This window comes from Aurantimonas sp. NFXS3, assembly GCF_049132005.1.
Lineage (GTDB): Bacteria > Pseudomonadota > Alphaproteobacteria > Rhizobiales > Rhizobiaceae > Aurantimonas > Aurantimonas coralicida.
Genome location: NZ_JAGDDZ010000001.1, coordinates 967,449 through 992,430, shown reverse-complemented (window position 1 = coordinate 992,430; position 24,982 = coordinate 967,449). Strand labels below are relative to the sequence as shown.

Genomic DNA, 24,982 nt, shown 5'->3' with positions numbered 1-24,982 from the left:
GTTCGGGGCTCCGGCACGTCCGCATGGGCCGGCCCGCCCGGCACGTCTCACCTGGCGGTCTCTCTGCCCTTGGCATCGCCGGCCATATGGCTGACAGTGTCGCGGGGGAAATTCGCGACATCTTCGGGGGGAGAAACTCTTGGCAGTTCAGAAAAGACGGGTCGCGCTGGTCGGGCTCGGCATGGTGGTGGGCGCCCATGTCCGCAGCCTCAACGATCTCGCCGACCGGGTCGAGATCGCCTACGCCTACAGTCCCACGGCGGCCCGGCGCGAGGCCTTCGCGGCGCAGTTCCCGGTGCCGACCTGCGATCGTCTGGAGACGATCCTCGACGATCCGAGCATCGACGCCGTCATCGTCCTGACCCCGCCCAACACCCATCTCGACATCGTCGGGCGCTGTGCGGCGGCGGGCAAGCACGTGCTCCTGGAAAAGCCGCTGGAGATCACCACCGAGCGCGCCACGCAGATGGTCGAGGCCTGCGAGGCCGCCGGGGTCACCCTCGGCATCGTCCTGCAGCACCGCTTCCGCCCGGCCGCCGAGGCGCTCGCACGGATGATGGCCGCCGGCGATCTCGGCGAGATCGCCGGCTGCTCGACGATCATCCGGCTGTGGCGTCCGCAGGCCTATTACGACGAGCCCGGCCGCGGCAGCCTCGCCCGCGATGGCGGCGGCGTGCTCCTCACCCAGGGCATCCATACGCTCGACCTGATGCTGAGCTTGGCCGGTCGACCGGCCGAGGTGCGGGGCTTCGCCACCACCAGTCCGGTGCATGTGATGGAAACCGAGGACATGGTCGCCGCCGGCATCCGCTTCGAGAACGGCGCTCTCGGCACCATCGACGCGACGACCGCCGCCTATCCGGGCTTTCCCGAACGCATCGAATTCATCTGCCGCAACGGGACCGCGGTCCTTGCCGGGACCGGCCTCGACGTGACGTTCCACGACGGTTGCACCGAGCGGGTCGCGCCGCTGGAGACTGCCGGCGGCACCGGGGCCAATCCGATGGATTTCCCGCATGACTGGCACCGCAGTGCCATCGCCGACTTCCTCGATGCGCTGGACGAGCGGCGCCCACCCCGCATCTCGGGCCGCGAGGCGCTGAAGGTGCATCGCCTGATCGATGCGCTGATCGAGGCCGGCCGGACGGGAACCAGCGTCGCGGTCGCCGCAGACCCGGCCTGACGGCCCACCCGCGCCCGCCAGTCAGGCCGGCGCGGGTTGCACCAAACAGTGAACAGCGGCAGCGCTATTGCGCCTCCCAAGCGCCGAGCCGCTGGCCTTCGATGATCGCCATGGCGACATGGTAGAGCAGCCGCGTCGGCGCGTCGGCCTGCAGCGTGTTGCCGTCGGGATCGATCTGGTTGCGCCAGATCGGGCGGTCGGCAGCGATGTGCTGCTTGAACATCAGCTTGGTCAGCTGCCGGGCCCGCGCCACGCCCTCCGCGTCCCCGGCCGATTCGGCCCGCGCCAGATGCGCCTTGATGCCTTCCGTCTGGGGCCAGAGCAGCATCGATGTCGAGATCGGCGCCCCTGACGGGTCGATCTCGTCAAAGACGCCGCCGCCCAGCCGGCCGCCACGATGGGTGCCGTTGTTCCAGCCGAACCGGTAGAGGGCCGCGGCATGGCCGTCGAAGCGCCGGTCGCCCGATAGGGCCGCATAGCGGTGCAGCAGCCAGACCCATTCGAACTGGTGGCCCGGCTCGCGGATGCGGCCGGCCGGCGGCGGCGCCTCGCCGAGATTGCGGTCGAGGAACTCGCGCAGCGAGCCGGTGTCGGCGTCGTAGAAATGTGCCGCGAAGACTTCGGCGATGCGCCTCGCATGCTCCAGCCAGCGCGGCTCGTCCGTCGCCTCGTGCAGCGCCAGCAGTGCCTCGAAGAGGTGCATGTGCGGGTTCTGGCGGCGCGGCAGCGGATAGGGTTCGCCAGGCTGCGTGGCCCGGTCGTCCTCGTGATAACCGCCGGTCGCCGGATCGAAGAGGGTGCCGTGGAACCAGTCGAAGGTCTCGTCGAGGAGACTGCGCGCAGTCTCCGAAGGCCCGAGCTGCAACAAGGACGCAAGTCCGAGCAGCACGAAGCTGTGGTCGTAGGCATCCTTGACCCGGTTCGCACCGGGCCCGGCTGGATCGCCGTCCCGGCCGACCGCGCGGTAGAATCCGCCGTCGGACGGATCGCGCAGATGGTCGGTGAGGAAGGCCAGCGCGGTCTCGGCGCCGGCGACGCAGTCCTCGCCGCCGCCGTTCAGCCGTGCATGGGCGCAGGTGAACAGCATCCGCGCCTGCACGAGCGTGGTCTTGGGATCGTCCTCATAGGGCTCACCGGCCGAGGAGAGCCGGTCGAAGAAGCCCCCATACCGGTCGTCCCGCGCCGTCGCGATCCAGAACGGCATCGCCTTGTCGTAGAGCCAGAGATCCGGCCGCCGATCGCTGCGTGTCATGTGCGTCTTTCCCCGATCGCATGGTCTATAAAAAGAGCGCGGCGCACCGTTTCCGGGCACCGCGCTCCTCCCCCCTCAACCGATGGCTCAGTTGACGAATTGCGGCATCAGCAGTCGCGGCAGCCACAGGCTGACCGACGGGAACACGATGACCAGTGCCAGGATGGCCAGCATCGGTGCCAGGATGATCGCCACGTCCTTGATCACCCGTTTGACCGATATCCCCGCGACCGAACATGAGATCAGCAGGCACAGGCCGTAGGGCGGCGTCACCAGGCCGAAGGCGAGGCTGATCACGCCGATCATGGCGAAGTGGATCGGATGCATGCCGACCGACTGCGTAACCGGCCACAGCACCGTGCCGAGAATGATGATCGCCGGGATTGCATCGATGAAGCAGCCGATGATCAGGAAGGCGATCGCCACGGCAAAGCCCATCTCGGTGATGCCGAGATCCATCGCCTGCACATAGGAGACGAGCGCCGCCGGGACCTTGAAATAGGCCAGGATCCAGCCGAAGGCGCTGGCGGTGCCGATGCAGAACAGCGCGATCGAGGCGAAGCGTCCGGTGTCGTAGAGCACCTCGGTCAGGAGCTTCAGGCCGATGGTGCGATAGACGACCATGCCGAGGAACAGCGCATAGAGGGCGGCGACCACGGAGGCCTCGGTCGGCGTGAAGACGCCGCCGACAATGCCGCCGACGATGATAATCGGCGTCATCAAAGCGAGCGCGGCCCCGAGGAACGCACCGGCGAGTTCGCGGAACGTGGCGCGGGTGTGCAGGCCCATGCCGTGGCGCCTTGCATAGATGTAGACCGTTGTCATCTGCGCGCCGGCGATCAGCATGCCCGGTATGATACCGGCAAGGAACAGGCCGCCGATCGAGACCGACATCAGCCCGCCCCAGACCACCATCAGGATCGATGGCGGAATGACGACGCCCATCACCGAGGAACAGGCGGTCACGGCGACGGAGAACGAGGCTGAGAAGCCCTCCTTCTTCATCTGCGGGATCAGCAGCGAGCCGATGCCGGCAGCGTCGGCGGTCGAACTGCCCGAAATGCCGGCGAAGAACATCGACACCACGACATTGACGTGGCCGAGACCGCCCGGAAGGTGCCCGACCAGGGCCCGCGACAATCGGATCAGGCGGTCGGTAATACCCGCCGCGTTCATCAGATTGGCGGCGAGCAGGAAGAACGGCACCGCCAGCAGCACGAAGGAATTGTAGGAGCGGAACATCTCCTGCAGCAGCAGGATCGGCGTCAGCCGGGGCTCCAGGAAGAACACCGGGATACAGGCGAGAGCGAGCGCGAAGGCGACCGGCACCCGCAGGATGATGAAGAGCAGGAACAGCCCGAACAGCAGCGCGGCGACGAAACCGGGGGTCATGCGACCTCTCCCAGCGGGCGCCGCAGTTCGATCATGACCTTCTCGGCCATGAAGAGCAGCGTGACGACCCCCATCAGCGGCCAGGCGACGAACATCCAGTTCATCGGCAGCGAGGCGATCTCGGAGGTCTGGTACCAGCCGAAGAGCAGGAACTGCCAGCCGTACCAGACGAAGATCACGGCCACGAGCGACACCATCAGATGCACGAAGATGCGCTTGGCCCGCTCAACCTTGGGATTGGCCGATTCCGGCAGGATCTCCAGATCGAAATGAGTGCCGTCGCGCACCGCGCACATGGCGCCGATCATGATCATCCACACGAAGCAGAAGCGGGCGATCTCCTCGGTCCAGATATAGCGGGGCACGTAGTCGGAACGTGACAGCACCTGCATCGTCACGGGAATGATCAGGCCTGCGACGAGCAGGCCCAGTGCCACCTTGAGGACGAGGTGGACTGCGTCGAGGATGCGATGCATGAACTCTACCGAAAAATGCGGGAAATGCGCGGAAACAGCCGGGGTCGCCGGGACGGCAGAGCCGCCCCGGCCAGGCGCCGTTACTTGATCGCCTGGATGTTCTTCAGAACGTCGGCTGCACCGAGCTCTTCGGCATAGGCCTCTAGCACCGGATTGGCGGCCGCCAGCATGGCATCACGCTCGGTGAATTCATGCGTCTTCAGCCAGCCCTTCTCGACCATGGCGTCGAGCTTCTTGCCGTCCTCGCCGCTTTCGATCTCGCGGCCGTACTGCCCGGCCTGCGGACCGGACTCGTCGATGCACTTCTGCAGGCCTTCCGGCAGGCGCTGATAGGTCTTGTTCGACATCATCAGTGGCCGGATGGTGATCGCGTGCTTGGTCAGCGACAGCTCCGGTCCCACTTCGTAGAACTTCATCTGCTCGACGCCGGCCGCCTCGTTCTCGGCCGCCTCGATGACGCCGGTCTGGATGGCGTTGTAAACCTCGTTATAGGCGATCACGGTCGGCGCCGCGCCGAGCGCGTTGAAGACGCTGGTCCAGATCGGGGCGCCCTGCATGCGGATCGACAGGCCCTTCATCTCTTCCATGTTGGTGACCGGCCGCGTCGCAAAGACGTTGCGCGTGCCGCCGCCCGCATAGCCGAGCAGCCGGATGTCGGCCTTTTCGAGAATGTCGTCGGCGATCGGCTTCAGCGCGTCGGCTTCCAGCACCTTGTTCCAGTGATCCTCGTCACGGAACAGGAACGGCATGTCCATCAGCGGCGCCATCTTCGAGAAGGTGGACATGTGGGCCGGCGAGGCCACCGCATAGTCCACCGACAGGCCCTGGTTCATGTAGGCGACGTAGTCCTTCTCGAGGCCCAGCTCGGAGTTCAGGTGCATCTCGAACTCGATGGGCTCTTCGGTGTAGCAGGCCGAAACCAGCTCCTCGAACTTGCGCATCGTCTTGGTGAAGGCGTGGTTCTCGTCGAACTGGCTCGCGCCGATCAGCTTCGTCTGCGCAGCGGCCGGGGCGGCCGAACCGAGCGCCACGGCACTGGCACCAAGCAGAAGTGCGGCGGCCGCACCCTTCATGAATCCAAACGTCATATTGTTCCTCCCAATATGGTGCGCGTTTCTGCAGTAAACGCGCACCGTTCTTTCTGCGCTGCAATATTGCAGTGCAGTATTTTCTCCCGATTCCGACTATATCCGATGACTTGCGCGGGTCAACAACGTATACGCTAAGCCTGTCGGTGCTTTTTATCGCCGGTACGATTGGAGATCGCGAGCGGGAATCGACGTGCAGGAGCGCGACCGTTCGCCGGAGAGGGACTTCACTATGACCAACAAGCCATCGATCGGTTTCATCGGCCTCGGGCTCATGGGATCGGCCATGGTCGAGCGCATGCAGAAGCTCGGCTACCCGATGACCGTCATCGCCAACCGCAGCCGCGGCAATGTCGATGCCGCGGTCAAGCGCGGGGCGACCGAGACCAAGACATCGCGCGAGCTCGCCGGCCGCAGCGACATCGTCATGATGTGCATGGACACCTCCGCCTCGGTCGAGGCGCGCATGTTCGGCGAGGACGGCGTCATTGCGGGCCTGCGCCCGGGCAGCCTCGTCATCGACTTCGGCACCTCGCTGCCCGATTCGACCAAGCGGATCGCCGCGGCCGTGGCCGAGGCCGGCGCCGAATACATGGACGCACCGCTCGGCCGCACCCCGTCCCACGCCGTCGACGGCAAGCTCAACATCATGTCGGCCGGCAGCACGGAAGCCTTCGAGCGCGCCAAGCCGGTCTTCGAGGATCTCGGCGAGAACATCTTCCATGTCGGCCCGCTCGGCGCCGGTCACACGCTGAAGCTGATCAACAATTTCTTCGCCATGACCACCGCCTGCGCGATGTCGGAGGCCTTCGCCATGGCCGACCAGGCCGGGATCGAGCGGGACACGCTGTACGGCGTGATGTCCGCCGGTCCGCTGAAGTCCGGCATGATGGATTTCGTCAAGGCCTACGCCGTCGACGACAATCCCAACATGCTGGCCTTCTCGGTCGCCAATGCCCGCAAGGATGTCGGCTATTACAGCCGCATGGCCGACGATCTCGGCGTGCCGAGCGTCATGTCGACCTCCGCCAAGCAGGCGCTGTCGCTGGCGACCGCCGGCGGCTTCGGTCAGCGCATGGTGCCGGAAATGGTGGCGTTCTTCGCCGGCCTTTTCGGCGGCAAGAAGTAAAAATCAGCTCTGAAACTACCGGATCCGGCGGCCCCGCTGCCGGATCCCTGCAAGGGTGCGATCTTCGCCGGCATCTCCCCCAAGGGCCGGATGGAGCGCCCTGCCCTCGCTAGACGTCAGCGGCGACCCGGTAATAGTCGCGGTACCATGCAACAAAGGCCGCAACGCCCTCCTTCACCGGTGTCGCCGGCCGGTAGCCGACGGCCCGTTCCAGTTCGCTGACATCGGCAAAGGTGTCGGGCACATCGCCCGGCTGCAGCGGCAGGAGCTGGCATTCGGCCTTGCGGCCCAGCGCCTCTTCCAGCGCCTCGACGTAGTCGAGCAGCTTCACCGGCGAATTGTTGCCGATGTTGAACAGCCGGAACGGCGCATTGCTGGTCGCCGGATCGGGCCGGTCGCTGTTCCAGTCGGCATTCGGCGCGGCCGGGTTGTCGCTGGTGCGGATCACCCCTTCGACGATGTCGCCGACATAGGTGAAGTCGCGGGTATGGTTGCCGCCGTTGAACAGCGGGATCGGCCGGCCCTCGAGGATGTTCCGGGTGAACAGGAACAGCGCCATGTCCGGCCGGCCCCACGGGCCATAGACGGTGAAGAAGCGCAGTCCCGTCGTCGGCAGCCGGAACAGATGGCTGTAGGAATGCGCCATCAGCTCGTTGGCGCGCTTGGTGGCCGCGTAGAACTGCAGCGGATGATCGACGCTCTGGTGCTCGGAGAACGGCATCGCCGTGTCCGCGCCGTAGACGCTCGAGGTCGAGGCATAGGTCAAGTGCCCGACCCCGCCATGGCGGCAGGCTTCCAGGATGTTGGTGAAGGCGACGACGTTGGATTCCACATAGGCATGGGGATTTTCCAGCGAGTAGCGCACGCCGGCCTGGGCCGCGAGATGGATCACCCGGTCCGGGCGATGCGCCGCAAAGCAGGCCGCCACCGCGTCGCGGTCGGCAAGATTGGCCCGCACGAAGCTGTAGCGCCCGCTCGAACGCGCCGCCGTCTCTTCCAGCACCTGCAGCCGGGCTTCCTTGAGCGCCGGGTCGTAATAGTCGTTGACCACGTCGAAGCCGACGACATCGTCGCCGCGCTCCAGAAGGCGCCGCACGACATGGAAGCCGATGAAGCCGGCATTGCCGGTGACCAGGATCGTCATCAGAGCCGCCCGTCCGTTTCCTCGCGCGCAAAGACGCCCTTCACATCGTAGAACGCCGCGTTCTCCCGGCCCAGCCCCCTGATCGCCTCCGCGCCCATGGCGGCAAACTGGCGGTGGCCGACGGCCAGCACGATCCCGTCATAGGTGGCAGGATTGGGCGCTTCGGTCAGGCAGGCAAAGCCGAATTCGCGTTCGCATTCCTCCGGCGCGATCCAGGGGTCCCAGACATCGACCACGGCGTTGAACTGCCTGAGGTCGCGGACGAGGTCGATCACCCGCGAATTGCGGATGTCCGGGCAGTCTTCCTTGAAGGCGATGCCCATGATCAGGATGTGGCTGCCGACGACAGGCAGGCCGCGGCTCATCATCAGACGCGCCACCTGGTCGGCCACATGGTGCCCCATCCGGTCGTTGATCCGCCGCCCGGCAAGGATCACCTCGGGATGATAGCCGACCTCCTGCGCCCGGTGGGTCAGGTAATACGGGTCGACGCCGATGCAGTGACCGCCGACGAGCCCGGGCCGGAACGGCAGGAAATTCCACTTGGTGCCGGCGGCCGCCAGAACGTCGAGCGTGTCGATGCCGAGCCGCTGGAAGACGATCGAGAGCTCGTTCATCAGCGCGATGTTGAGGTCGCGCTGGGTGTTCTCGATCACCTTGGCGGCTTCCGCCACCTCGATCGACGGCGCCTTGTGGGTGCCGGCGGTGACGATCGTGCCGTAAAGCCGGTCGACGGTCTCGGCGGCCTCCGGGGTGGAGCCGCTGGTGACCTTGGTGATCGTCGTCAGCCGGTGCTGGCGGTCGCCCGGATTAGCGCGCTCCGGGCTGTAGCCGAGGAAGAAGTCGCGGTTCAGTGTCAGCCCGGACAGACGTTCCAGGATCGGCGCGCAAATGTCGCGGGTGCAGCCCGGATAGACGGTCGATTCGTAGATCACCAGCGCACCGGCCGAGAGTGCCCGGCCGACCGATTCCGTCGCCCGTATCAGCGGCCCGAGATCGGGACGGTTGGCCTTGTCGATGGGCGTCGGCACCGTCACAATGAAGATGCTGCAGGCCGACAGGGCTTCCGGATCGCTGGAAAAGGCGAGATTGTCCGCCGTTGCCTGCAGATCGGCCGGATCGACTTCGAGTGTCGCGTCGCAGCCATCCTGCAGCTCGGCGATCCGCGCGGCCCTGATGTCGAAGCCCAGAACCTTGCGCTGCCGCGCAAACTCCACCGCCAGCGGCAGGCCGACATAGCCCAGCCCGATGACGGCGATCGTGCCCTGGTCCCGTTTGTCCTGGCGCATAGCGGCACCTCCGGTCGCGATCGCCCCGGCCGGTCCGGCCGGGTGGCGTGGTCTTGCCGAAGGGCTATCCATCGCTGCGGGGTCGCGTGTCAAACGGCGCGGGTTTCGGCGGACCGGACCGGCGCATCCGCGTCGCTCCCGCGCGGGCGTCCGACGCCGGCATAGCTGAAGCCGGCGCGGGTCACCGTCTCCTTGTTGTAGACGTTGCGCAGATCGACCATCACCGGGTGGGTCATCAGGGATTTCAGCCGCGCCAGGTCGAGCGAGCGGAACTCGTTCCATTCCGTCACGATGGCCAGCGCATCGGCGCCCTCGGCCGCCTGGTAGATCCCCTCGGCGAAGGTGACGTCGTCGAGCACCGCGCGGGCCTGCTCCATGCCGACAGGATCATAGGCCACGACCCGGGCGCCGCCGTCCTGCAGCGCCTGGATGATCGAGATCGACGGCGCGTCGCGCATGTCGTCGGTGTTCGGCTTGAAGGTCAGGCCAAGCACCGCGATCGTCTTGCCGCGCACCGATCCGCCGCAGGCCTGAACGATCTTGCGCGCCATCGAGCGCTTGCGCTGGTCGTTGATTGACACCGTCGTCTCGATCAGCCGCACCGGGCTTTCGGCATCCTGGGCGGTCTTGACCAGCGCCAGCGTGTCCTTGGGAAAGCACGATCCGCCATAGCCCGGCCCCGCATGCAGGAATTTCGAGCCGATCCGCCCGTCCATGCCGATGCCGCGCGCCACGTCCTGGACGTCGGCGTCGAGCTTTTCGCACAGATCGGCGATCTCGTTGATGAAGGTGATCTTCATGGCGAGGAAGGCATTGGCGGCATATTTCGTCAGCTCTGCCGTACGGCGCGAGGTGAAATAGACCGGCGCCGCGTTCAGCGAGAGCGGCCGGTAGACCTCCGACATCATTGCCTTCGCGGTCTCGTCCTCGGTGCCGATGACCACCCGGTCCGGCCGCTTGAAATCCTCGATGGCCGAGCCTTCGCGCAGGAATTCCGGATTGGAGACGACGGCGACGTCGGCGTCCGGGTTCACCTCGCGGATGATCCGCTCCACCTCGTCGCCGGTGCCGACCGGCACGGTGGACTTGGTGACGACGATGGTGAAGCCGGACAGCGCCCGGCCGATCTCGGCGGCCGCGCCGTAGACATAGGAGAGGTCGGCATGGCCGTCGCCGCGCCGCGAGGGCGTGCCGACGGCGATGAACACCACGTCGGAGCCCGCGACCGAAGCAGCAAGATCGCTGGAAAAGCGCAGCCGCTTCTGCACGGCGTTGCGCGCCACCAGCTCGTCCAGCCCCGGCTCGTAGATCGGCATGCGCCCGAGTTCCAGAAGTTCGAGCCGCGCCGGATCGCGGTCGACGCAGACGACCTCATGGCCGAAATCGGCAAAGCAGGCCCCCGAGACGAGGCCGACATAGCCGGCACCGATCATCGTGATACGCATGGTTCAGTCCTTTCGCGAGCGACGCTTGGCCGGCACCGGTCCGGCTGCGTCGGATGCAGCCCGGCAAGCGGGTTCTCGCCGCCCTTCATGGCGTCCAGATGAAGGGCGCGGCTGCGCTCCGCAATGGTGACGCGCCGTGCACAGATCGCGCGATGGATCGCCGTCGCCCATACCAGCCCGCCGGCGGATGGTGCGAGCGGCGCATCGGATACGCCCTACCCGTCCGTCAGCGCGCCGGCGCGCACCGCCATCCGCACCAGCTCGGACAGGCTGGAGGCTTCCATCTTGGTCATGACATTGGCCCGGTGGACCTCCACCGTGCGCGGGCTGAGCCCGAGATCGTAGGCGATGGTCTTGTTGGGATGGCCGGCGAGCAGCCCGTCCAGCACCTGCCGCTCGCGCGGCGACAGCGACTGGAGGCGTCCTTGTATCCGGGCGGTGTCGCCGTCGGGTCCCCCCTGGTGGTTGCAGCGTTCCAGCGCCGTGTGGATCGCTTCGAGCAGGATTTCGTCGTCGAAGGGCTTTTCGACCAGGTCGACGGCGCCCTCCTTCATCGCCTGCACGGCCAGCGGCACGTCGGCATGGCCGGTCATGATGACCACCGGCAGCATCACGCCCAGGCCCTTCAGCCGCCGTTGCAGCTCCAGCCCGTCGATCCCCGGCATGCGCACATCGCTGACGATGCAGCCGGGCTGCAGTCCCTCGAGCGAGGCGAGGAAGGCGGTCGCCGAATCGTAGACCCGCACCGCCAGTCCGGCCGTCGCCAGCAGGAAGGCCAGCGACTGGCGCACATCCGCATCGTCGTCGATGACGTGCACGACGGCATTATTCGCCATCCTCGACCTCCTTCATCCGGGCGCTGCGCAGGGTGAGCCGGAAGATCGTGCCGCCGTCCGGGTTCGGCTCGGCCCACAGATGCCCGCCATGGGCTTCGATGATGGTCCGCGAGATCGACAGGCCGACCCCCATTCCCTGCGCCTTGCTGGTCACGAAGGGCTGGAAGAGGTGCTCCGCCACATCCGCGGCGATCCCCGTGCCCGTGTCGGTGACGTCCACCCGTACCATCTCGTCCTCGCCGAGCGAGGTGACGACGACCAGTTCGCGGCGCGGCGTTTCCTGCATCGCCTCCACCGCATTGCGGATGAGGTTCAGGAGAACCTGCTGCACCTGCACCTTGTCGGCCAGGACCAGCGCGGCTTCGGGGGCGAAGTCGAAGGACACCCGCACGCCGGTCTCCTTCGCCCCCACCAGCGCCAGCGCGCTGGCCTCCTCGATCAGCGTCGGCAGGTTCTCGATCCGCCGCTCGCTTTCGCGCCGCGCCACGAAGTCGCGCAGCCGGCGGATGATCTGCCCGGCCCGCAGCGCCTGGTCCGCCGCGCGGTCGATGGCGTCGCGCACGGTGGGCAGGTTGTCGGCGTCGCCGCCGTCGAGCAGCCGGCGCGCGCCCTTCAGGTAGTTCGCGGCCGCCGTCAGCGGCTGGTTCAGCTCGTGCGCCAGCGTCGAGGCCATCTCGCCGAGCGCGGTATAGCGCGACATGTGGATGACCTCCGCCTGCAGCTCCTGCAGGCGCCGCTGGGTGTTCTGTCGCTCGGTCAGATCGCGCACGAAACCGGTGAACAGGCGGTTCTCGCCGCTTTGCATCTCGCCGACCGACAGTTCCATGGGAAAGGTCGAGCCATCCTTGCGGGCGCCGACGACGACTCGGCCGATGCCGATGATCCGCCGCTCCCCCGTGGCGAGGTAGCGGGCGAGATAATGGTCGTGCTGCTCGCGATAGGGCGACGGCATCAGCATGCTGATGTTGCGGCCGATGACCTCGTCGGGCCGATGGCCGAACAGCCGCTCGGCGGTGGCGCTGAAGGACTGCATGATGCCGGCCGTATCGATGACGATCATCGCGTCGGGCACGGTGTCGAGCACCAGTTGCAGGCGGGCCTCGCGCTCGGCCAGCTCGGTCAAAGCGCGGCGGGTGGTGGTGATGTCGCGCGCCACCTTCGAGGCGCCGACCAGCCGGCCGGCCGCGTCCCACACCGGCGAGACGGTCAGCGAGACGTCGATGATCTGCCCGTCGGCGCGGCGGCGCCGGGTCTCGAAATGCTCGACCCGCTCGCCGCGATGCAGCCGCTCCATGAAGACACGTTCCTCGTCCTCCTGGCCTTCGGGCAAGAGCATGGTGATCGGCTGGCCGACGATCTGCGCCGCGCTGTAGCCGAAGATCGCCTCCGCGCCGCGGTTCCAGTCGGTGACGAGGCCGTCCAGCGACTTGCCGATGATCGCCACGTCCGCCGAGGCGACGATCGCCGCGAGGCGGTTGTTGGCGTTCTCGGCCGCCTTGCGGGAGGTGATGTCGGCGAGGACGCCATGGATCGCCGAGCCTCCGCCGACCTCCTCGATGGCGCGGCCGCGCAGCCGCAGCCATTCCTCCCTGCCACTTGCCGCCATCGATCGCACGTCGATGTCGATGCCGAAGGGTACGGCAGCGCCGAACGCTTGCTCGGCAATGGCGCGGTCCTCGGGGTGGAGCCGGCCCAGAAGCGCCGTCAGCGGCTGGACATCGACGCCAGTCTTGAAGCGCTCGGCGGCAATCTGCGAGAGGCTGATGGTGCCGGCAACCGGATCGAACCGCCACGTGCCGACGCCCGCCGCCTGGAGCGCCCGCAGGGCATTCTCCGCGTTCCCGCAGGTGATCCGCGGTTCTGGCTCGATATCGGATTCCATGGACAGATCGCGGCCGGCAGGTGCTGGAGGTTGTATCCCTCGTCGATGACCGACACTTCCACCGTGCCGGCCTCGTGGTCAAGTTGCGGGATTATCCCGGCCGCTTGCAATCTGCCGCAGCCTGCACCGATCACTTCGCTGAGGGCACGCGCTGGCGCGCGTCGTCCGGCGTCTTCAGCCCCATGCGGGCGGCGAGCTCGCAGTCGATCCGCCGCACGTCCGCCTCGCGGCAGAGCTCCGTTCCCGGCGTCAGCAGCGCCGCCACGCCGGCGGCAGAAGCGAGGCAGGCGGCGTTTGCCAGCGGCTGGCCCTGCGAAAGCGCGAGAACGAAGGCGCCGACGAAGCTGTCGCCGGCGCCGACTGCGCTCTGCGGCTCCACACTGACGGGAGGGATCGTGAGCAGCCCTGACGCCGAGGCGATGACGGCGCCCTCCGCCCCGAGGGTCAGGGCGACGATCTCGGCCGCCCCGCGCCGGACCATGTCGAGCGCCACCTGTTCCTGTCCCTGCCGGTCGGCGGGCGCCACGCCCGTCAGCTCGCAGAACTCGCGCTGGTTCGGCTTGGCGAGGAAGACACCTTCCGAAAGCGCCGCCGCCAGCGCAGGACCCGACGTGTCGACCACGCAGCGGGCGCCGCGCCTCTTCGCGGCCGCCGCGATGCGCGCATAGAAATCGGTGGGCACGCCCGGCGGCAGGCTGCCACTGGCGACGACGAAGCCGCCGGGCACCAGATCGGCATCGACCGCGTCGAGACAGGCCCGCCATTCGGCTTCGCCAAGCTCGGGTCCCGGCAGGACGAGCCGGTACTGGGCGGTTGTGTCGGTTTCAGCGACGGTGATGTTCAGCCGGGTTTCGCCGGCAATGGCGATGGCCCGGGTCTCCAGCCCCTCGTCGGCGAGGCGCTCCCGATATGCCTGCCCCATGGTCCCGCCGGCGGTGAGAATCGCGCGGGACCCGCCGCCCAGCGCGCCGATCACCCGGGCGACATTGACCCCGCCGCCGCCCGGATCGAGGCGGGCAGGCCCGCAGCGCAGCTTGGCCTCGGGCAGCAGCCGGTCGACCGAGGTCGTCAGGTCGAGAGCGGGGTTCATGGTCAGGGTGACGATCACGGCAGCGCCCTCTTTTCGCATGCACGAGCTGTAGCGGCCCGCCGTATCCGTGCCTTGCGGTCGATCAAGCGAGACCCGGCACCGCCGGCCTCGTCGCCCTCTTGCGCGAGATCAAGGCATGCGTGCCGACCGTTTGCCTAATGGACCAATTGGGCGCGGCAGGGGCGGTTGCCGACGATGGTGCCGGAGCAGCTCGCATGAGGAAAGAAAAGCGGTTGATCCTTCTGGTCGACGACGATCTGGCGGTGCGTGAATCCCTCAAATTCGCGCTGGAACTGGACGATCTCTCCGTGAGCCTCTGCGGCACCGGCGAGGAGCTCTTGCTGCACGACGATCTCGGCGCAGCCTGCTGCCTCGTCCTCGACTACCAGATGCCCGGCATGGACGGCCTCGACGTGCTCGACGCCCTGCGGGCGAAAGGGCTGACGCTGCCCATCATCCTGATCACCGGCCACGCCACCGAAACCCTGCGCCGCCGCGCCCGGAAGGCCGGCGTCATGCAGCTTCTGGAAAAGCCGCTCGTCGACAGTGCCCTCCTCGACAGCATTCGCCATGCCATCCGCCTCGGCCGCAACCAGGGCGCCGCCCGGCCCCACTGATCGCACCGAGCCCTGCCCCGCGCGACCGATCGCAATCAGGCGGCCAGACCCGGAACGCCGAGCGTGGCGCGCAGGCCTCCTTCGTCGCGATTGGCCAGCGACAGCGTACCGCCGAGCCGCTCGGCACATTGCGCGACGATGCTGAGCCCCAGTCCCGATCCGACTGCGACGCGGTTCCGGCCACGAAAGAAGCGTTCGGTCGCGCGGGCGAGTTCGTCTTCCGGCAGGCCGGGCCCCTCGTCCTCGACAAGGATCGCCTCGCCCCTGCGGGCGATGCGGACCGTCCCTCCCTCGGGCGAATGGTTGACCGCGTTCTCCACCAGATTGCGCAGGGCCAGCGCCAGCAAGGTCGGATTCGCGGATATCTGAATGTCCGAGAGCGAGGCATCGAGATCGAGCCGCCCGCCCTTCGCCGTCAGCCGTGCCGCCTGATCGGTCAGGAGATCGGCGAGCATGTCGCGCAGCTCCACCGGCGTTGGCGCACCGTCGACATCGACGCATTCGGCCTCGGCGCTTGCCAGAAGCTGCTGCACCAGCCGCGACGTCCGGTCGACGGCGGTGGTGATCTGCGTCAGCGCAACGTCGCGCACCGCCGCATCCGGGCTGCGCGTGGCGATCTCGGCCTGGGTCTTCAGCCCGGCCAGAGGCGTGCGCAATTCGTGGGCGGCATAGGCGAGGAACTGCCGCTCGCTCCGACGGGCCCGGCCCACCCGGTCGAACAGCCCGTTGAGCGCCGCCACCATCGGGCGGATCTCCGTGACGCTTCCCTCCGCCGGCAGCGGATGCAGCTCGTCGGCGCTGCGCCCGGCCAGCGTGCCGGCCAGTTCGTCGAGCGGGCGCATGCCGCGCTGCACGGCGAACCAGATGATCAGCGCCAGAGCCGGCGCAATCAGGATCATCGGCAGGAGCAGGCCCGTCACCATGTCGCGCACCAGCCGCGCCCGCACTTCCAGACTGTCGCCGACCAGCACCTCCACGCCGGTCTCGGCGCTGCGCACGGCAAACACCCGCCAGGTCTCGCCGTCGATCTGCCGCTCCGCGAAGCCCGATCCATGGTCCGACAGGCGCTGCTGCGGGGCGCCGTCCGACCGGCCGAGCAGCGAGCCGGACAGCGACCAGATCTGGCAGGACAGCTGTCGTTCGTAGCTCTGGCCGGCCTGGGTGAAGGCGGGCAGGTCCGAGGTGCCCAACTCGGCCGCGGCTGCCAGATCGATCTGCCGGCTGCCGACCAGCGAGGACACCATGCGCGCCGCCTCCATCAGCCGGGCGTCGAGCACCTCTTCCACCTCCGCCCGCGTGCTGGCGTAGATCCAGGCCGTCGCCGACAGCCAGATGAAGCCGGTGGAGACCAGAAGCAGGACGAACAGCCGGCCCTTCAGCGACGCTCTCATGAATCGGCCCTGCGCAGCCGGTAGCCGACCCCGCGCAGCGTCTCGATGAAGCGGCTGCCGAACTTGGCGCGCAGCTTGTGGACATGCACCTCGACGGCGTTGCTCTCGACGCCCTCGTCGAAGCCGTAGAGCTTGTCCTCGAGCTGGCTGCGCGACAGGATCGCGCCGGGATGCTGGATCAGCGCGTGGAGGACGGCGAATTCGCGCCGCGACAGGCGGATGTCCACACCGTCCTGCGTCGCCACCATGGCGGCCGGATCGACCCGCACCCCCTCCCATTCGAGGAAGGGCTCGGCGCGTGTGGTCCCCCGGCGGATCAGCGCCCGCAGCCGCGCCGCCACCTCGTCCAGTGCGAAGGGTTTGCCCAGATGATCGTCGGCGCCGCCGTCGAGACCGCGGATCCGGTCCGGCAGCGCATCGAGCGCGGTCAGGAGCAGCACCGGCGTGGTGTCGCCGCGCTGGCGCATGGCCGCGAGAATGTCATGGCCCGACCCGTCCGGCAGCATCACGTCGAGCACGACGGCGTCGAAGCCTCCGACGGCCAGTGCCGCCTCCGCATCGCGGCAGCAATCGGTGAGGTCGGAGGTGAATCCGCTCATGCCCAGTCCGACCTTCAGGCCGTTCCCCAGGATCTCGTCGTCCTCGACGATCAGAATGCGCATGCCTGCTCCGTTGCGGTTCTGCCACGGCGGCGATCCTGCCGATCCAGCTTAAGGCTGCCTTAAGCTTGGCGACCGACCACCCGGTCTGACGAGGCGCCCTACGCCTTACAGCATTTCAGGAACAGACCGCATGATCCAAACCGTCCCCCGCGCCGTCGCGATCACCCTCCTCGGACTGGCGCTGGGCGCCTGCTCCACCAGCGGCGAACCCACCCGGCAGCTCGCCTACGCCCAGCCCAAGCCGCCGGTCGATCCGCGCGTTGCCGAGATGTATGGGCCGGTGCTGGACGATGGCTGGCAGATTCCCGCCGTCGCCCCCACCGCGATGGAGTCCCGCAACATCCGCCAGATCGTCGATTACGATACCAGCGAGCCGGCGGGCACGGTCGTCGTCGATCCGTATCAGCGCTTCCTCTATCTCGTCATGGAGAACGGCAAGGCAATGCGCTACGGCGTCGGTGTCGGCAAGGCCGGGCTGGAATTTACCGGCGAGGCGCTGATCCAGCGCAAGGCGGCCTGGCCGCGCTGGACCCCGACCCAGGACATGATCAAGCGCGAGCCGGAGAAATACGGCGGCGAGCTGCGCAACGGCATGAAGGGCGGCATCGAGAACCCGCTTGGCGCCCGGGCGCTCTATCTATTCAAGGACGGCCGCGACACGCTCTACCGCATCCACGGCACCAACCAGGAATGGTCGATCGGCAAGGCCGTGTCGTCGGGCTGCATCCGCATGCTCAACCAGGACGTCATCGACCTGAACCGGCGCGTGCCGCCCAAGACCCGCGTCGTGGTGCTCGGCCCCGAGTCCGCACCGCAGGTCGCCGACACCGACAGGGACCCTGCCGCATGACCCGCCCCAGCCTCGACCGCCGCCACCTGATGGCAGCGCTCCTCGCCACCGGCACGGTCTCGCTGCTGCCGCGCGCAGCGAACGCGGCGCCGACCGACCCGATGTCGCCGGAGGCGGTGCTGTTCGACCCTCAGATCCCGGTCCTCGGCAATCCGAAGGGCGACGTGACCATCGCCGAATTCTTCGACTACCAGTGCCCCTACTGCAAGAAGGCGCATCCCGACGTCGCCCGCCTCGTGCGCGAGGACGGCAACATTCGCCACGTCATGAAGGACTGGCCGGTCTTCGGCCCGGCCTCGGTACTGGCCGCCCGGCTGACCCTGGCTGCCGGCAAGCACTACGCCAAGGCACAGGCCGCGCTGATGGCGACGCCCGGCCATCTGACGCCCGACCAGGTCGAGGACATCCTCGCCCGGGCAGGCTTCGACGTGGCGGCCTTGAAGCGGGCCTATGAGGCCGATCGGGCACGCATCGAGGGCATCCTCCAGCGCAACAACCAGCAGGCCGAGGGGTTCGGGCTGATGGGCACCCCGGCCTATCTGGTCGGCACGGTGCTCTTCCCCGGCGTCGTCGCCCCGGCCGACATGAAGCGCGCCGTCGCCACCGCCCGCACGCGCTGAGGTCCGGCAAGGCCCGGCAGGCGATCCGTCGGGCCGCCACCCGCCTAGCCCATGAGGGCCGGCAGCCAGAGCGCCAGCGAAGGCAGCGCCGCGACCAGCAGCACGACCATGAGGATGGCGCCCAGCCAAGGCAGCGCTGCGGCCGCCACCTTCTCGTAGCTGACCCCAGCCACCTTCGTCATGACGAACAGCACCATGCCGAAGGGCGGTGTCGCCTCGCCGATGACGAGGATCATGATGAACACGATGCCGAAATGGACCGGGTCGAAGCCGAAGGCGATGGCGATCGGCACGAGGATTGGCGTCAAGACGTTGATCGCCACCGACACGGCCATGAAGCAGCCGATGAACAGCAGGAAGACGATCATCATGATCATCATGAGCGTTGGGCTCTGCGTCACACCGGACAGCCAGACCGCCAGCGTGTCGGGCACCCGGGCCCGCGTGAGGATCCAGGCGAAGAGCGACGAGCAGCCGAGGATGAAGAAGATGACCGCCGTGTCGTAGGCCGTCCGCTTCAGAACGCCGATCACCGCCCTGAAATCCAGGCTCCGGTAGAGCAGCGTGGCGACGAGGAACGCCCAAAGGCCGGCCACCGCCGCCGCTTCGGTCGCGGTGAAGACGCCGGCGAAGATTCCCGACAGCAGGATCACCGGCGTCAACAGCGGTGCGAAGGCACCCAGAAACGCCTTGCCGAGCGCCCTGCCCCCCGGAAACCGGCCGGACGGCAGTCCGCGAGTGCGCGCGAAGATCGCCGCAAGGCCCATCAGGGCAAGCGCCATCAGGATGCCCGGCACGATGCCGGCCAGCAGCATGTCGCTGGCGCTGACGCCGGCCAGCACCGCGTAGAGGATGGCCGGAATGCTCGGCGGGATGATCGGGCCGATCAACGAGGAGCCGACGGTGACGCCGATCGTCGTCTTGTCGTCGTATCCGGCCTCGCGCATCGCCCGCACTTCCATGGCGCCGAGGCCCGCCGCATCGGCGACCCCCGAGCCGGACATGCCGGCAAACAGCATGCTGGCGACGATGTTGACCTGCGCGAGCCCGCCCTTGACGTGCCCCACCAGCGCATTGGCGAAGTTGAACAGCCGCGTCGTCGAACCGGAATCGTTCATCAGATGGCCGACGAAGATGAACAGCGGGATCGCCAGCAGCGGAAAGGAATCGACGCCGGCGACGAGCCGCTGCGTGACGATCGCATAGGGAATGTCGAAGAGGCCGCGGGTGACGGCGAAATAGCCGAGCCCGGCGAGCCCGAGAGCGTAGCCGGCACCGATCCCCAGAACGAGGAGCACGATGAGCACGGCCATGGAGAGGAAACCCGGAACCATCGATCAGGCCTCCCCGTCTTCGGCTTCGGCGTGGATGAGATCGGCCCGGCCGGGCGTGACGAAGTGGACCGCCGTGATGATCGCGGCCGCCGCCCCGCCGAGGAAGGGCGCGAGATAGACGGTGCCCTGGCTGACGAAGGACATGGTGGCCAGCGGATAGGGCCAGTTCGCCACCATCAGCTGGAAGGCGCCGACAGTCAGCGCGCACAGGAACACGAAGGCGGCCAGCAGCTGGAACCGGTAGAGCGTGTCGGTCAGGCGGTTTCGCCCCAGAATGCGGTCGAGCAGGTCGATGCGGATATGGCCGTGGCGCACCGTCACCAGAACCAGCCCGAGAAAAACGACATAGAGGTTGAGCAGCCGCGCCAGTTCCTCGCTGAAGACGAGGTTGATGCCGAGATAGCGGTAGGCGATCTGGGCGAGGACGGCGATGAAGAACCCCGCGAAGCAGATGGTGACGAGGGCGTCTGCCGCCCTCGTCACCAGGGTCGTGACCCGTGTCATTTGGCAGTGCCCGTCGGCTCGCCTCCAGCACCGTCGACGGCCTCGATCGCCGCGTCGTAGACGCCGGGCGCAAGGATCTTGTCGGCGGCGGCCTTGATCACCGGCAGCGCCTTCTCGCGGAACTCCGGCTTCGGCTCGACCGTCTCGACGCCGGCGGCCTCGATCAGGCCGATGATCCGCTCGTTCTCGGCCACGGCCGCGTCGCTGCCGGCCTCGGTGGCCGCATCGATCGCACTCTGCAGCGCCTCCTGCTGCGCCGCGTCGAGACCGTTCCAGAAGTCGAGATTGGCCATCACCGTGACGTAGCTCTGCTGGTGGCGCGTGGCGATGAGGTACTTCTGCACCTCGAAGATCTTCCGCCCGTAGATGTTGCTGAGCATGTTCTCCTGGGCGTCGATGACGCCGGTCTGGAGCGCCGAGAACACTTCCGGCGACGGCATCGGCGTCGTCACCGCGCCCATGCCCGACCAGATGTCGATCCACAGCGGGATTTCCGGCATCCGGATCTTGATGCCCTCAAGCTCCGGAAGGGTCGTGAAGGCGGTGTTCGAGGTGGCCCAGCGGGCGCCCTGGTAATAGGTGCCGAGGAACTTGGCGTTGCCCTTTTCCTCCAGTGCCGCCTTCATCTTGTCGCCGACCGGCCCGTCGAGGAACCGCTGGACGCTGTCATAGTCGGGCAGCAGATAGGGAACGAGCGTCGCGTCGAGCTCGGGGAAATATTCCGATGCGTGGATGACGCCCATGTGGATCTGGGTCTCGCCGATCCGCACGAGATCGATCAGCTCGTTCTCGCCCCCCAGCGTCCCGTCGAGAAAGATGTCGAGCGTCATGTCGGGGGCGGCCGTCGCGAGCTCGGCCTTCAGGGCCTCGACGACCACCTTGTTGACGCCGTTGTCCGGCACCGTCGAGGCCAGCGTCACCGTCTGTGCAGAGACGCTGCCCGAAAGCAGCATCGAGAACCCGGCCGCAAGGGCCGCAATCTTCATCATCGTCATTGTCTTTCCTCCCATTGAAACTCAGATCGCCCGCGCCTCCTCAGTCGCGGGCGTGACGTTTGTCGAACTCCCAGACCCGCTCGAAGCCGATCATCCGGTTGAACTTCTCGAAGCTGTAGAGATCGTCCTTGCCGGCCGAGGCGCCCGTCGCGACGAGGTCGCCATAGGCCCGCTCCAGGGCCTTGGCGGTGGACAGGAAACCGATGGCCGGGAAGATCGCGAGGCTGAAGCCGAGTTCGCCGAGGCGCCGGGCGTCGAGCACCGGCGTGCGGCCGCCCTCGACCATGTTGGCGACCAGCGGCTTGTGCGGGAACCGCTCGCCGATCACCCGCAGCTCGTCCTCGCTCTCCGGCGATTCGACGAACAGGATGTCGGCCCCCGCCGCGTCATAGGCGGCCATGCGGTCCAGCGCCTCGTCGAGCCCCTGATCGGAGCGAGCATCGGTGCGGGCGATGATCAGGAAGTCGTCGCTCTGGCGGGCTTCGACGGCGACACGGATCTTGTCGGCCATCTCCTGCTTGGGCACCACCGGCCGGTTGGGCGTGTGGCCGCACTTCTTGGGAAACACCTGGTCCTCGAGCTGGATCGCCGACGCCCCGGCCCGCTCGTACTCCTTCACCGTCATGTCGACGTTCAGGAGGCCGCCATAGCCGGTGTCGCCATCGGCCACGAGCGGAATGCCCGCCTCCCGCGCGGCGCGGCCCATCACGGCGACCCGGTCGACCATGTCGCGGAAGGAGGCCAGCCCGGCGTCCGGAATGCCGAGATGCGAGGCCACAGTCCCGTATCCGGTCATGTAGAGTATTCTCGCCTTGGCGCTGATCGCGAGATGGGTCGAGATCATGTCGTAGATGCCGGGGGCGACGACGCAGCCGGGCTCGGCGAGAATGGATCTGAGACTGGACGACATGGGGGGCCTGCTCCTCCTGGATACAACAGGTCGTCAAAAAGGCATATAAATCGGCTCGACGCAAATCCTTGTATACAGAAGGCGGAATTGATGGCGGAGAACGAGAGCCTCGGCGCGGCCGACGAAGCCTACCGGTTCATCCGGGATGGTATTGTTTCCAATCGCTTCCCGGAGGGATCTCGCCTGGCGGAGGAGGAACTGGCGCGCCTGTCGGGCCTCAGCCGGACGCCGGTCCGCGAGGCCATCCGGCGGCTCGCCGCGGAAGGCTTCGCCGTCACCAAGGCGCGGTCCAGCGCCACGGTCGCGTCCTGGGACGGCGACAAGGTCGCCGGCCTGTTCGGCACAAGGGCAGTTCTGGAGAGCTATGGCTGCGCGCTGGCGGTCCGGCGGGCCACGGCGTCGGACGTCCGCGGCCTCGAAGCGATGTGCGCCGCCATGGAGGAACTGCTCGCAGGCAGCGAAAGCGATTTCCTGCAGACGTTCTCACAGGCCAATACCGCCTTCCACGTCCGCCTGCTGGAACTGTCGGGGAACGAACACCTGCTGAGCGTCGCCGCGCCGATGATCGATCTGGCGCTGATCATGCGGACCTACCGCAAGTTCTCGCCGGATCAGATCCGGCGCAGCTGCAGCGACCACCGCGAGATCGTCGCCGCCCTCTCCCTCGGCGACGCCCAATGGGCCGAGGCGATCATGAAGGCGCATATCCTGTCGTCGGTGGTCATCGCGACGTCACCGGCGCGGTGACGCCGATCGCGGCGAAGCGGAAGCGCCATACGCGGCCTGACCGTCGACGCTGCTGCGTCTCACGCCGGCAGATCCGCCAAAGGCTGCGAACCGGTGCCGATTGCAGCGCAGGACACCCGGTAGCGGCTTGAACCATGCGCAGTCAGCGACGGAGATCGCGCGCGGACGACCTTCGTCGCGCACATGCCGACGACCGCTCCCCGGAGGGGTCCAGAAGGTTGCCGATGACCTAGGAAGATGTTTGGAAAGAAGATTTGGTGGGTGATGTAGGGTTCGAACCTACGACCCGCTGATTAAGAGTCAGCTGCTCTACCAACTGAGCTAATCACCCACGACGCCGGTGGCGTTCGGTAGCGGCTACATAAGCGGAAGCGCGGTGGCTGTCCACCCGTCGGCGGGCATTTTTTGCAGTGCGATGACGGTTATTTTCGTGGAGCGCGCGGCAAGTGGCCCGGACCGGGCGTCAGGTGCCGCGCAGGATGGGTTTCGACGCCGGTCAGGACCAGGCGAAGAGGCGCGTCAGGGCGGCTGGCAGCGCTTCCGGCGTGATCTTGCGGATGCCGCCGGCCGGGGCCGGGGCCGGCTGCGATTCGGGCTGCCTGGCCGTCGTCTGCGGCGGCAGCGGGCGCTGGTCCCCCGCCTCCGGGCCGGGCTCGATATCGAGGAAGCGGATGCCGGCGAACATGGCGCGGCGATAGACCAGGCGCGCCGGGCGCTCGTCGCGCTCCTCGCCGATCCGGATCTGGAATTCCTTGGGCAGATGCGCCGCGTCGTCGATGGTCAGCAGGGCGCCGGTCGCCGAGATGTTGCGCACGATGCAGTCGAAGGTGGAAAAGCCGCCGTTGAAGATGACCTTGGCGCGCTTGAGCGTGCGCGTGCGGGGCGCGACGCGGCGTTCCGAATCGTCCGGTTCATGTTCGGGAAGCGCAGCCATATCGGCCTCCATGCCAGGACAGTCGGTCCGGTTGTCGCAGGAACTCCTTTGCAATTCCTGAACCAAACCCGGTGAAATTCAAGCGAAATGCAAAGCGCCGGCGGGACAGGTCCCGCCGGCGCTCAAACTGTTGCAGGCTCGGTTGAAGCGAAGCGCCTAGTTGCGGTCCTTGTCGACCAGCGCGTTCGACTTGATCCACGGCATCATGCCGCGCAGCTTCTCGCCGACTTCCTCGATCTGGTGCTTGTCGTTGAGACGGCGGATGCCCTTGAAGCGTGCGCCACCGGCCCGGTACTCCTGCATCCAGTCCGAGGTGAACTTGCCGGTCTGGATGTCGGCCAGAACCCGCTTCATCTCGGCCTTGGTCTCGGCGGTGATGATGCGCGGGCCGGAGACATACTCGCCCCACTCGGCGGTGTTGGAGATCGAGTAGTTCATGTTGGCGATGCCGCCCTCATAGATGAGGTCGACGATCAGCTTCACTTCGTGCAGGCACTCGAAATAGGCCATTTCCGGCGCGTAGCCGGCTTCCACCAGCGTCTCGAAGCCGGCGCGGATCAGCTCGACCAGACCGCCGCACAGGACGACCTGCTCGCCGAACAGGTCGGTCTCGCACTCTTCCTTGAAGTTGGTCTCGATGATGCCCGAGCGACCGCCGCCGACGCCGCAGGCGTAGGACAGCGCCAGGTCGAGGGCGTTGCCCGACGGGTCCTGGTGGACGGCGACGAGGCACGGCACGCCGCCGCCCTTCTGGTATTCGCCGCGCACGGTGTGGCCCGGGCCCTTCGGCGCGATCATGACGACGTCGACGGTCGCCTTCGGCTCGATCAGGCCGAAATGCACGTTGAGGCCGTGGGCGAAGGCGATCGCCGCGCCGTCGCGGATGTTCGGGGCGATCTCGTCGCGGTAGATGTCGGCCTGGAGCTCGTCCGGGGTGGCCATCATCATCAGGTCGGCCCAGCCGGCCGCCTCGGAGACGGTCATGACCTTGAAGCCGTCGGCCTCGGCCTTCTTGGCGGTCGCCGAACCGGCGCGCAGGGCAACGGCGACGTCGTTGGCGCCGGAATCCTTCAGGTTCAGCGCATGGGCGCGGCCCTGGCTGCCATAGCCGATGATCGCGACCTTGCGGGACTTGATGAGGTTGAGATCGGCATCCCGATCGTAATAGACGCGCATGCTGTATCCTCCTTTGGATGCTTTGCTTGTTGTCGT

The 24,982-nt window shown here is 67.4% G+C and carries 24 protein-coding genes and 1 tRNA gene; 6 read left to right on the top strand and 19 right to left on the bottom strand.

What is annotated here, in order from left to right; genetic code table 11:
* The first annotated feature begins 139 nt into the window (after positions 1–139).
* Positions 140–1,183 carry a Gfo/Idh/MocA family protein gene (locus J3367_RS04515; RefSeq protein ID WP_024351492.1) on the top strand — a complete coding sequence of 348 codons (1,044 nt, stop codon included), beginning with the start codon at positions 140–142 and terminating at the stop codon, positions 1,181–1,183.
* A gap of 64 nt (positions 1,184–1,247) precedes the next feature.
* Here J3367_RS04515 and J3367_RS04510 read toward each other — a convergent pair whose 3' ends face one another.
* From J3367_RS04510 to J3367_RS04495, 4 genes are all read right to left on the bottom strand, one after another.
* Positions 1,248–2,435 carry an AGE family epimerase/isomerase gene (locus J3367_RS04510; RefSeq protein ID WP_024351493.1) on the bottom strand — a complete coding sequence of 396 codons (1,188 nt, stop codon included), beginning with the start codon at positions 2,433–2,435 and terminating at the stop codon, positions 1,248–1,250.
* 87 nt (positions 2,436–2,522) lie between these two features.
* Positions 2,523–3,827: a TRAP transporter large permease gene (locus J3367_RS04505; RefSeq protein WP_024351494.1), complete on the bottom strand. Its 1,305-nt coding sequence runs from the start codon at positions 3,825–3,827 to the stop codon at positions 2,523–2,525.
* A complete protein-coding gene (locus J3367_RS04500) occupies positions 3,824–4,303 on the bottom strand; it encodes a TRAP transporter small permease (protein ID WP_024351495.1) in 480 nt (159 codons plus the stop codon). The genes J3367_RS04505 and J3367_RS04500 overlap by 4 nt, the downstream gene beginning before the upstream one ends.
* 80 nt (positions 4,304–4,383) lie before the next feature.
* The gene (locus J3367_RS04495) at positions 4,384–5,391 is read right to left on the bottom strand and encodes a TRAP transporter substrate-binding protein (RefSeq protein WP_024351496.1); all 1,008 of its coding nucleotides are present in this window, start codon (positions 5,389–5,391) and stop codon (positions 4,384–4,386) included.
* A 232-nt stretch (positions 5,392–5,623) separates the two neighbouring features.
* Here J3367_RS04495 and J3367_RS04490 point away from each other — a divergent pair, with 232 nt between their 5' ends.
* Positions 5,624–6,520 (top strand): NAD(P)-dependent oxidoreductase, encoded by an 897-nt coding sequence (locus J3367_RS04490; RefSeq protein WP_024351497.1) that lies wholly within the window; start codon positions 5,624–5,626, stop codon positions 6,518–6,520.
* 109 nt (positions 6,521–6,629) lie between these two features.
* On the opposite strand, the gene J3367_RS04485 is transcribed toward J3367_RS04490, so the two are convergent.
* From J3367_RS04485 to J3367_RS04460, 6 genes are all read right to left on the bottom strand, one after another.
* The gene (locus tag J3367_RS04485; protein WP_024351498.1) at positions 6,630–7,664 is read right to left on the bottom strand and encodes an NAD-dependent epimerase; all 1,035 of its coding nucleotides are present in this window, start codon (positions 7,662–7,664) and stop codon (positions 6,630–6,632) included.
* Positions 7,664–8,953: a nucleotide sugar dehydrogenase gene (locus J3367_RS04480; protein WP_024351499.1), complete on the bottom strand. Its 1,290-nt coding sequence runs from the start codon at positions 8,951–8,953 to the stop codon at positions 7,664–7,666. Before J3367_RS04480 ends, J3367_RS04485 begins: the two co-directional genes overlap by 1 nt.
* An 89-nt stretch (positions 8,954–9,042) precedes the next feature.
* Positions 9,043–10,398: a UDP-glucose dehydrogenase family protein gene (locus tag J3367_RS04475; RefSeq protein WP_024351500.1), complete on the bottom strand. Its 1,356-nt coding sequence runs from the start codon at positions 10,396–10,398 to the stop codon at positions 9,043–9,045.
* A gap of 215 nt (positions 10,399–10,613) precedes the next feature.
* The gene (gene fixJ / locus J3367_RS04470; RefSeq protein ID WP_024351501.1) at positions 10,614–11,234 is read right to left on the bottom strand and encodes a response regulator FixJ; all 621 of its coding nucleotides are present in this window, start codon (positions 11,232–11,234) and stop codon (positions 10,614–10,616) included.
* Entirely contained in the window at positions 11,224–13,116 is a 1,893-nt protein-coding gene (locus J3367_RS04465) for a PAS domain S-box protein (RefSeq protein ID WP_024351502.1), read from the bottom strand. The genes fixJ and J3367_RS04465 overlap by 11 nt, the downstream gene beginning before the upstream one ends.
* A gap of 130 nt (positions 13,117–13,246) precedes the next feature.
* Positions 13,247–14,224 (bottom strand): 1-phosphofructokinase family hexose kinase, encoded by a 978-nt coding sequence (locus J3367_RS04460; RefSeq protein ID WP_024351503.1) that lies wholly within the window; start codon positions 14,222–14,224, stop codon positions 13,247–13,249.
* 197 nt (positions 14,225–14,421) lie between these two features.
* On the opposite strand from J3367_RS04460, the gene J3367_RS04455 reads away from it, so the two are divergent.
* Entirely contained in the window at positions 14,422–14,823 is a 402-nt protein-coding gene (locus tag J3367_RS04455) for a response regulator transcription factor (protein WP_024351504.1), read from the top strand.
* Positions 14,824–14,858: 35 nt separating this feature from the next.
* Here the strand turns inward: J3367_RS04455 and J3367_RS04450 are convergent, their stop codons facing one another.
* Entirely contained in the window at positions 14,859–16,214 is a 1,356-nt protein-coding gene (locus tag J3367_RS04450; protein WP_024351505.1) for an ATP-binding protein, read from the bottom strand.
* Entirely contained in the window at positions 16,211–16,876 is a 666-nt protein-coding gene (locus J3367_RS04445) for a response regulator transcription factor (RefSeq protein ID WP_009209219.1), read from the bottom strand. Before J3367_RS04445 ends, J3367_RS04450 begins: the two co-directional genes overlap by 4 nt.
* Before the next feature lie 130 nt (positions 16,877–17,006).
* Between J3367_RS04445 and J3367_RS04440 the strand changes: the two genes are divergently transcribed.
* Together J3367_RS04440 and J3367_RS04435 are read left to right on the top strand one after the other, a co-directional pair.
* Positions 17,007–17,726: a L,D-transpeptidase gene (locus J3367_RS04440; RefSeq protein WP_024351506.1), complete on the top strand. Its 720-nt coding sequence runs from the start codon at positions 17,007–17,009 to the stop codon at positions 17,724–17,726.
* Positions 17,723–18,346, top strand: coding sequence for a DsbA family protein (locus J3367_RS04435; protein ID WP_029703437.1), 624 nt, complete (start codon positions 17,723–17,725; stop codon positions 18,344–18,346). The genes J3367_RS04440 and J3367_RS04435 overlap by 4 nt, the downstream gene beginning before the upstream one ends.
* Positions 18,347–18,390: 44 nt before the next feature.
* On the opposite strand, the gene J3367_RS04430 is transcribed toward J3367_RS04435, so the two are convergent.
* Genes J3367_RS04430 through J3367_RS04415 form a run of 4 tightly spaced genes read right to left on the bottom strand, consistent with a single transcriptional unit; the run spans position 18,391 to position 22,089 of the window.
* Positions 18,391–19,680 (bottom strand): TRAP transporter large permease, encoded by a 1,290-nt coding sequence (locus tag J3367_RS04430; protein WP_024351508.1) that lies wholly within the window; start codon positions 19,678–19,680, stop codon positions 18,391–18,393.
* A gap of 3 nt (positions 19,681–19,683) precedes the next feature.
* Positions 19,684–20,184 (bottom strand): TRAP transporter small permease, encoded by a 501-nt coding sequence (locus J3367_RS04425; RefSeq protein ID WP_024351509.1) that lies wholly within the window; start codon positions 20,182–20,184, stop codon positions 19,684–19,686.
* Positions 20,181–21,179: a TRAP transporter substrate-binding protein gene (locus J3367_RS04420; protein WP_024351510.1), complete on the bottom strand. Its 999-nt coding sequence runs from the start codon at positions 21,177–21,179 to the stop codon at positions 20,181–20,183. The genes J3367_RS04425 and J3367_RS04420 overlap by 4 nt, the downstream gene beginning before the upstream one ends.
* Positions 21,180–21,219: 40 nt before the next feature.
* On the bottom strand, positions 21,220–22,089 hold the full coding sequence (locus tag J3367_RS04415; RefSeq protein WP_024351511.1) for an isocitrate lyase/PEP mutase family protein: 870 nt from the start codon (positions 22,087–22,089) through the stop codon (positions 21,220–21,222).
* 90 nt (positions 22,090–22,179) lie between these two features.
* Between J3367_RS04415 and J3367_RS04410 the strand changes: the two genes are divergently transcribed.
* Entirely contained in the window at positions 22,180–22,836 is a 657-nt protein-coding gene (locus tag J3367_RS04410) for a GntR family transcriptional regulator (protein WP_024351512.1), read from the top strand.
* A gap of 255 nt (positions 22,837–23,091) precedes the next feature.
* On the opposite strand, the gene J3367_RS04405 is transcribed toward J3367_RS04410, so the two are convergent.
* The 3 genes from J3367_RS04405 to ilvC all read right to left on the bottom strand — a co-directional run bounded on the left by J3367_RS04405 (position 23,092) and on the right by ilvC (position 24,946).
* Positions 23,092–23,167 (bottom strand) — tRNA-Lys (locus tag J3367_RS04405).
* A gap of 165 nt (positions 23,168–23,332) precedes the next feature.
* Positions 23,333–23,770 carry a PilZ domain-containing protein gene (locus J3367_RS04400; protein ID WP_155898330.1) on the bottom strand — a complete coding sequence of 146 codons (438 nt, stop codon included), beginning with the start codon at positions 23,768–23,770 and terminating at the stop codon, positions 23,333–23,335.
* Positions 23,771–23,926: 156 nt separating this feature from the next.
* Positions 23,927–24,946, bottom strand: coding sequence for a ketol-acid reductoisomerase (gene ilvC, locus J3367_RS04395; protein ID WP_009209110.1), 1,020 nt, complete (start codon positions 24,944–24,946; stop codon positions 23,927–23,929).
* Positions 24,947–24,982: the final 36 nt, after the last annotated feature.

Excerpts from the sequence above, each read along its gene's own strand:
- J3367_RS04495 (WP_024351496.1), bottom strand. The coding sequence starts at position 5,391 with ATGACGTTTGGATTCATGAAGGGTGCGGCCGCCGCACTTCTGCTTGGT.
- J3367_RS04475 (WP_024351500.1), bottom strand. The coding sequence starts at position 10,398 with ATGCGTATCACGATGATCGGTGCCGGCTATGTCGGCCTCGTCTCGGGG.
- fixJ (WP_024351501.1), bottom strand. The coding sequence starts at position 11,234 with ATGGCGAATAATGCCGTCGTGCACGTCATCGACGACGATGCGGATGTG.
- J3367_RS04480 (WP_024351499.1), bottom strand. The coding sequence starts at position 8,953 with ATGCGCCAGGACAAACGGGACCAGGGCACGATCGCCGTCATCGGGCTG.
- J3367_RS04445 (WP_009209219.1), bottom strand. The coding sequence starts at position 16,876 with ATGCGCATTCTGATCGTCGAGGACGACGAGATCCTGGGGAACGGCCTG.
- ilvC (WP_009209110.1), bottom strand. The coding sequence starts at position 24,946 with ATGCGCGTCTATTACGATCGGGATGCCGATCTCAACCTCATCAAGTCC.
- J3367_RS04465 (WP_024351502.1), bottom strand. The coding sequence starts at position 13,116 with ATGGAATCCGATATCGAGCCAGAACCGCGGATCACCTGCGGGAACGCG.
- J3367_RS04505 (WP_024351494.1), bottom strand. The coding sequence starts at position 3,827 with ATGACCCCCGGTTTCGTCGCCGCGCTGCTGTTCGGGCTGTTCCTGCTC.
- J3367_RS04450 (WP_024351505.1), bottom strand. The coding sequence starts at position 16,214 with ATGAGAGCGTCGCTGAAGGGCCGGCTGTTCGTCCTGCTTCTGGTCTCC.
- J3367_RS04415 (WP_024351511.1), bottom strand. The coding sequence starts at position 22,089 with ATGTCGTCCAGTCTCAGATCCATTCTCGCCGAGCCCGGCTGCGTCGTC.
- J3367_RS04485 (WP_024351498.1), bottom strand. The coding sequence starts at position 7,664 with ATGACGATCCTGGTCACCGGCAATGCCGGCTTCATCGGCTTCCATGTC.
- J3367_RS04440 (WP_024351506.1), top strand. The coding sequence starts at position 17,007 with ATGATCCAAACCGTCCCCCGCGCCGTCGCGATCACCCTCCTCGGACTG.
- J3367_RS04430 (WP_024351508.1), bottom strand. The coding sequence starts at position 19,680 with ATGGTTCCGGGTTTCCTCTCCATGGCCGTGCTCATCGTGCTCCTCGTT.
- J3367_RS04500 (WP_024351495.1), bottom strand. The coding sequence starts at position 4,303 with ATGCATCGCATCCTCGACGCAGTCCACCTCGTCCTCAAGGTGGCACTG.
- J3367_RS04455 (WP_024351504.1), top strand. The coding sequence starts at position 14,422 with ATGAGGAAAGAAAAGCGGTTGATCCTTCTGGTCGACGACGATCTGGCG.
- J3367_RS04410 (WP_024351512.1), top strand. The coding sequence starts at position 22,180 with ATGGCGGAGAACGAGAGCCTCGGCGCGGCCGACGAAGCCTACCGGTTC.
- J3367_RS04510 (WP_024351493.1), bottom strand. The coding sequence starts at position 2,435 with ATGACACGCAGCGATCGGCGGCCGGATCTCTGGCTCTACGACAAGGCG.
- J3367_RS04425 (WP_024351509.1), bottom strand. The coding sequence starts at position 20,184 with ATGACACGGGTCACGACCCTGGTGACGAGGGCGGCAGACGCCCTCGTC.
- J3367_RS04435 (WP_029703437.1), top strand. The coding sequence starts at position 17,723 with ATGACCCGCCCCAGCCTCGACCGCCGCCACCTGATGGCAGCGCTCCTC.
- J3367_RS04490 (WP_024351497.1), top strand. The coding sequence starts at position 5,624 with ATGACCAACAAGCCATCGATCGGTTTCATCGGCCTCGGGCTCATGGGA.
- J3367_RS04400 (WP_155898330.1), bottom strand. The coding sequence starts at position 23,770 with ATGGCTGCGCTTCCCGAACATGAACCGGACGATTCGGAACGCCGCGTC.
- J3367_RS04420 (WP_024351510.1), bottom strand. The coding sequence starts at position 21,179 with ATGACGATGATGAAGATTGCGGCCCTTGCGGCCGGGTTCTCGATGCTG.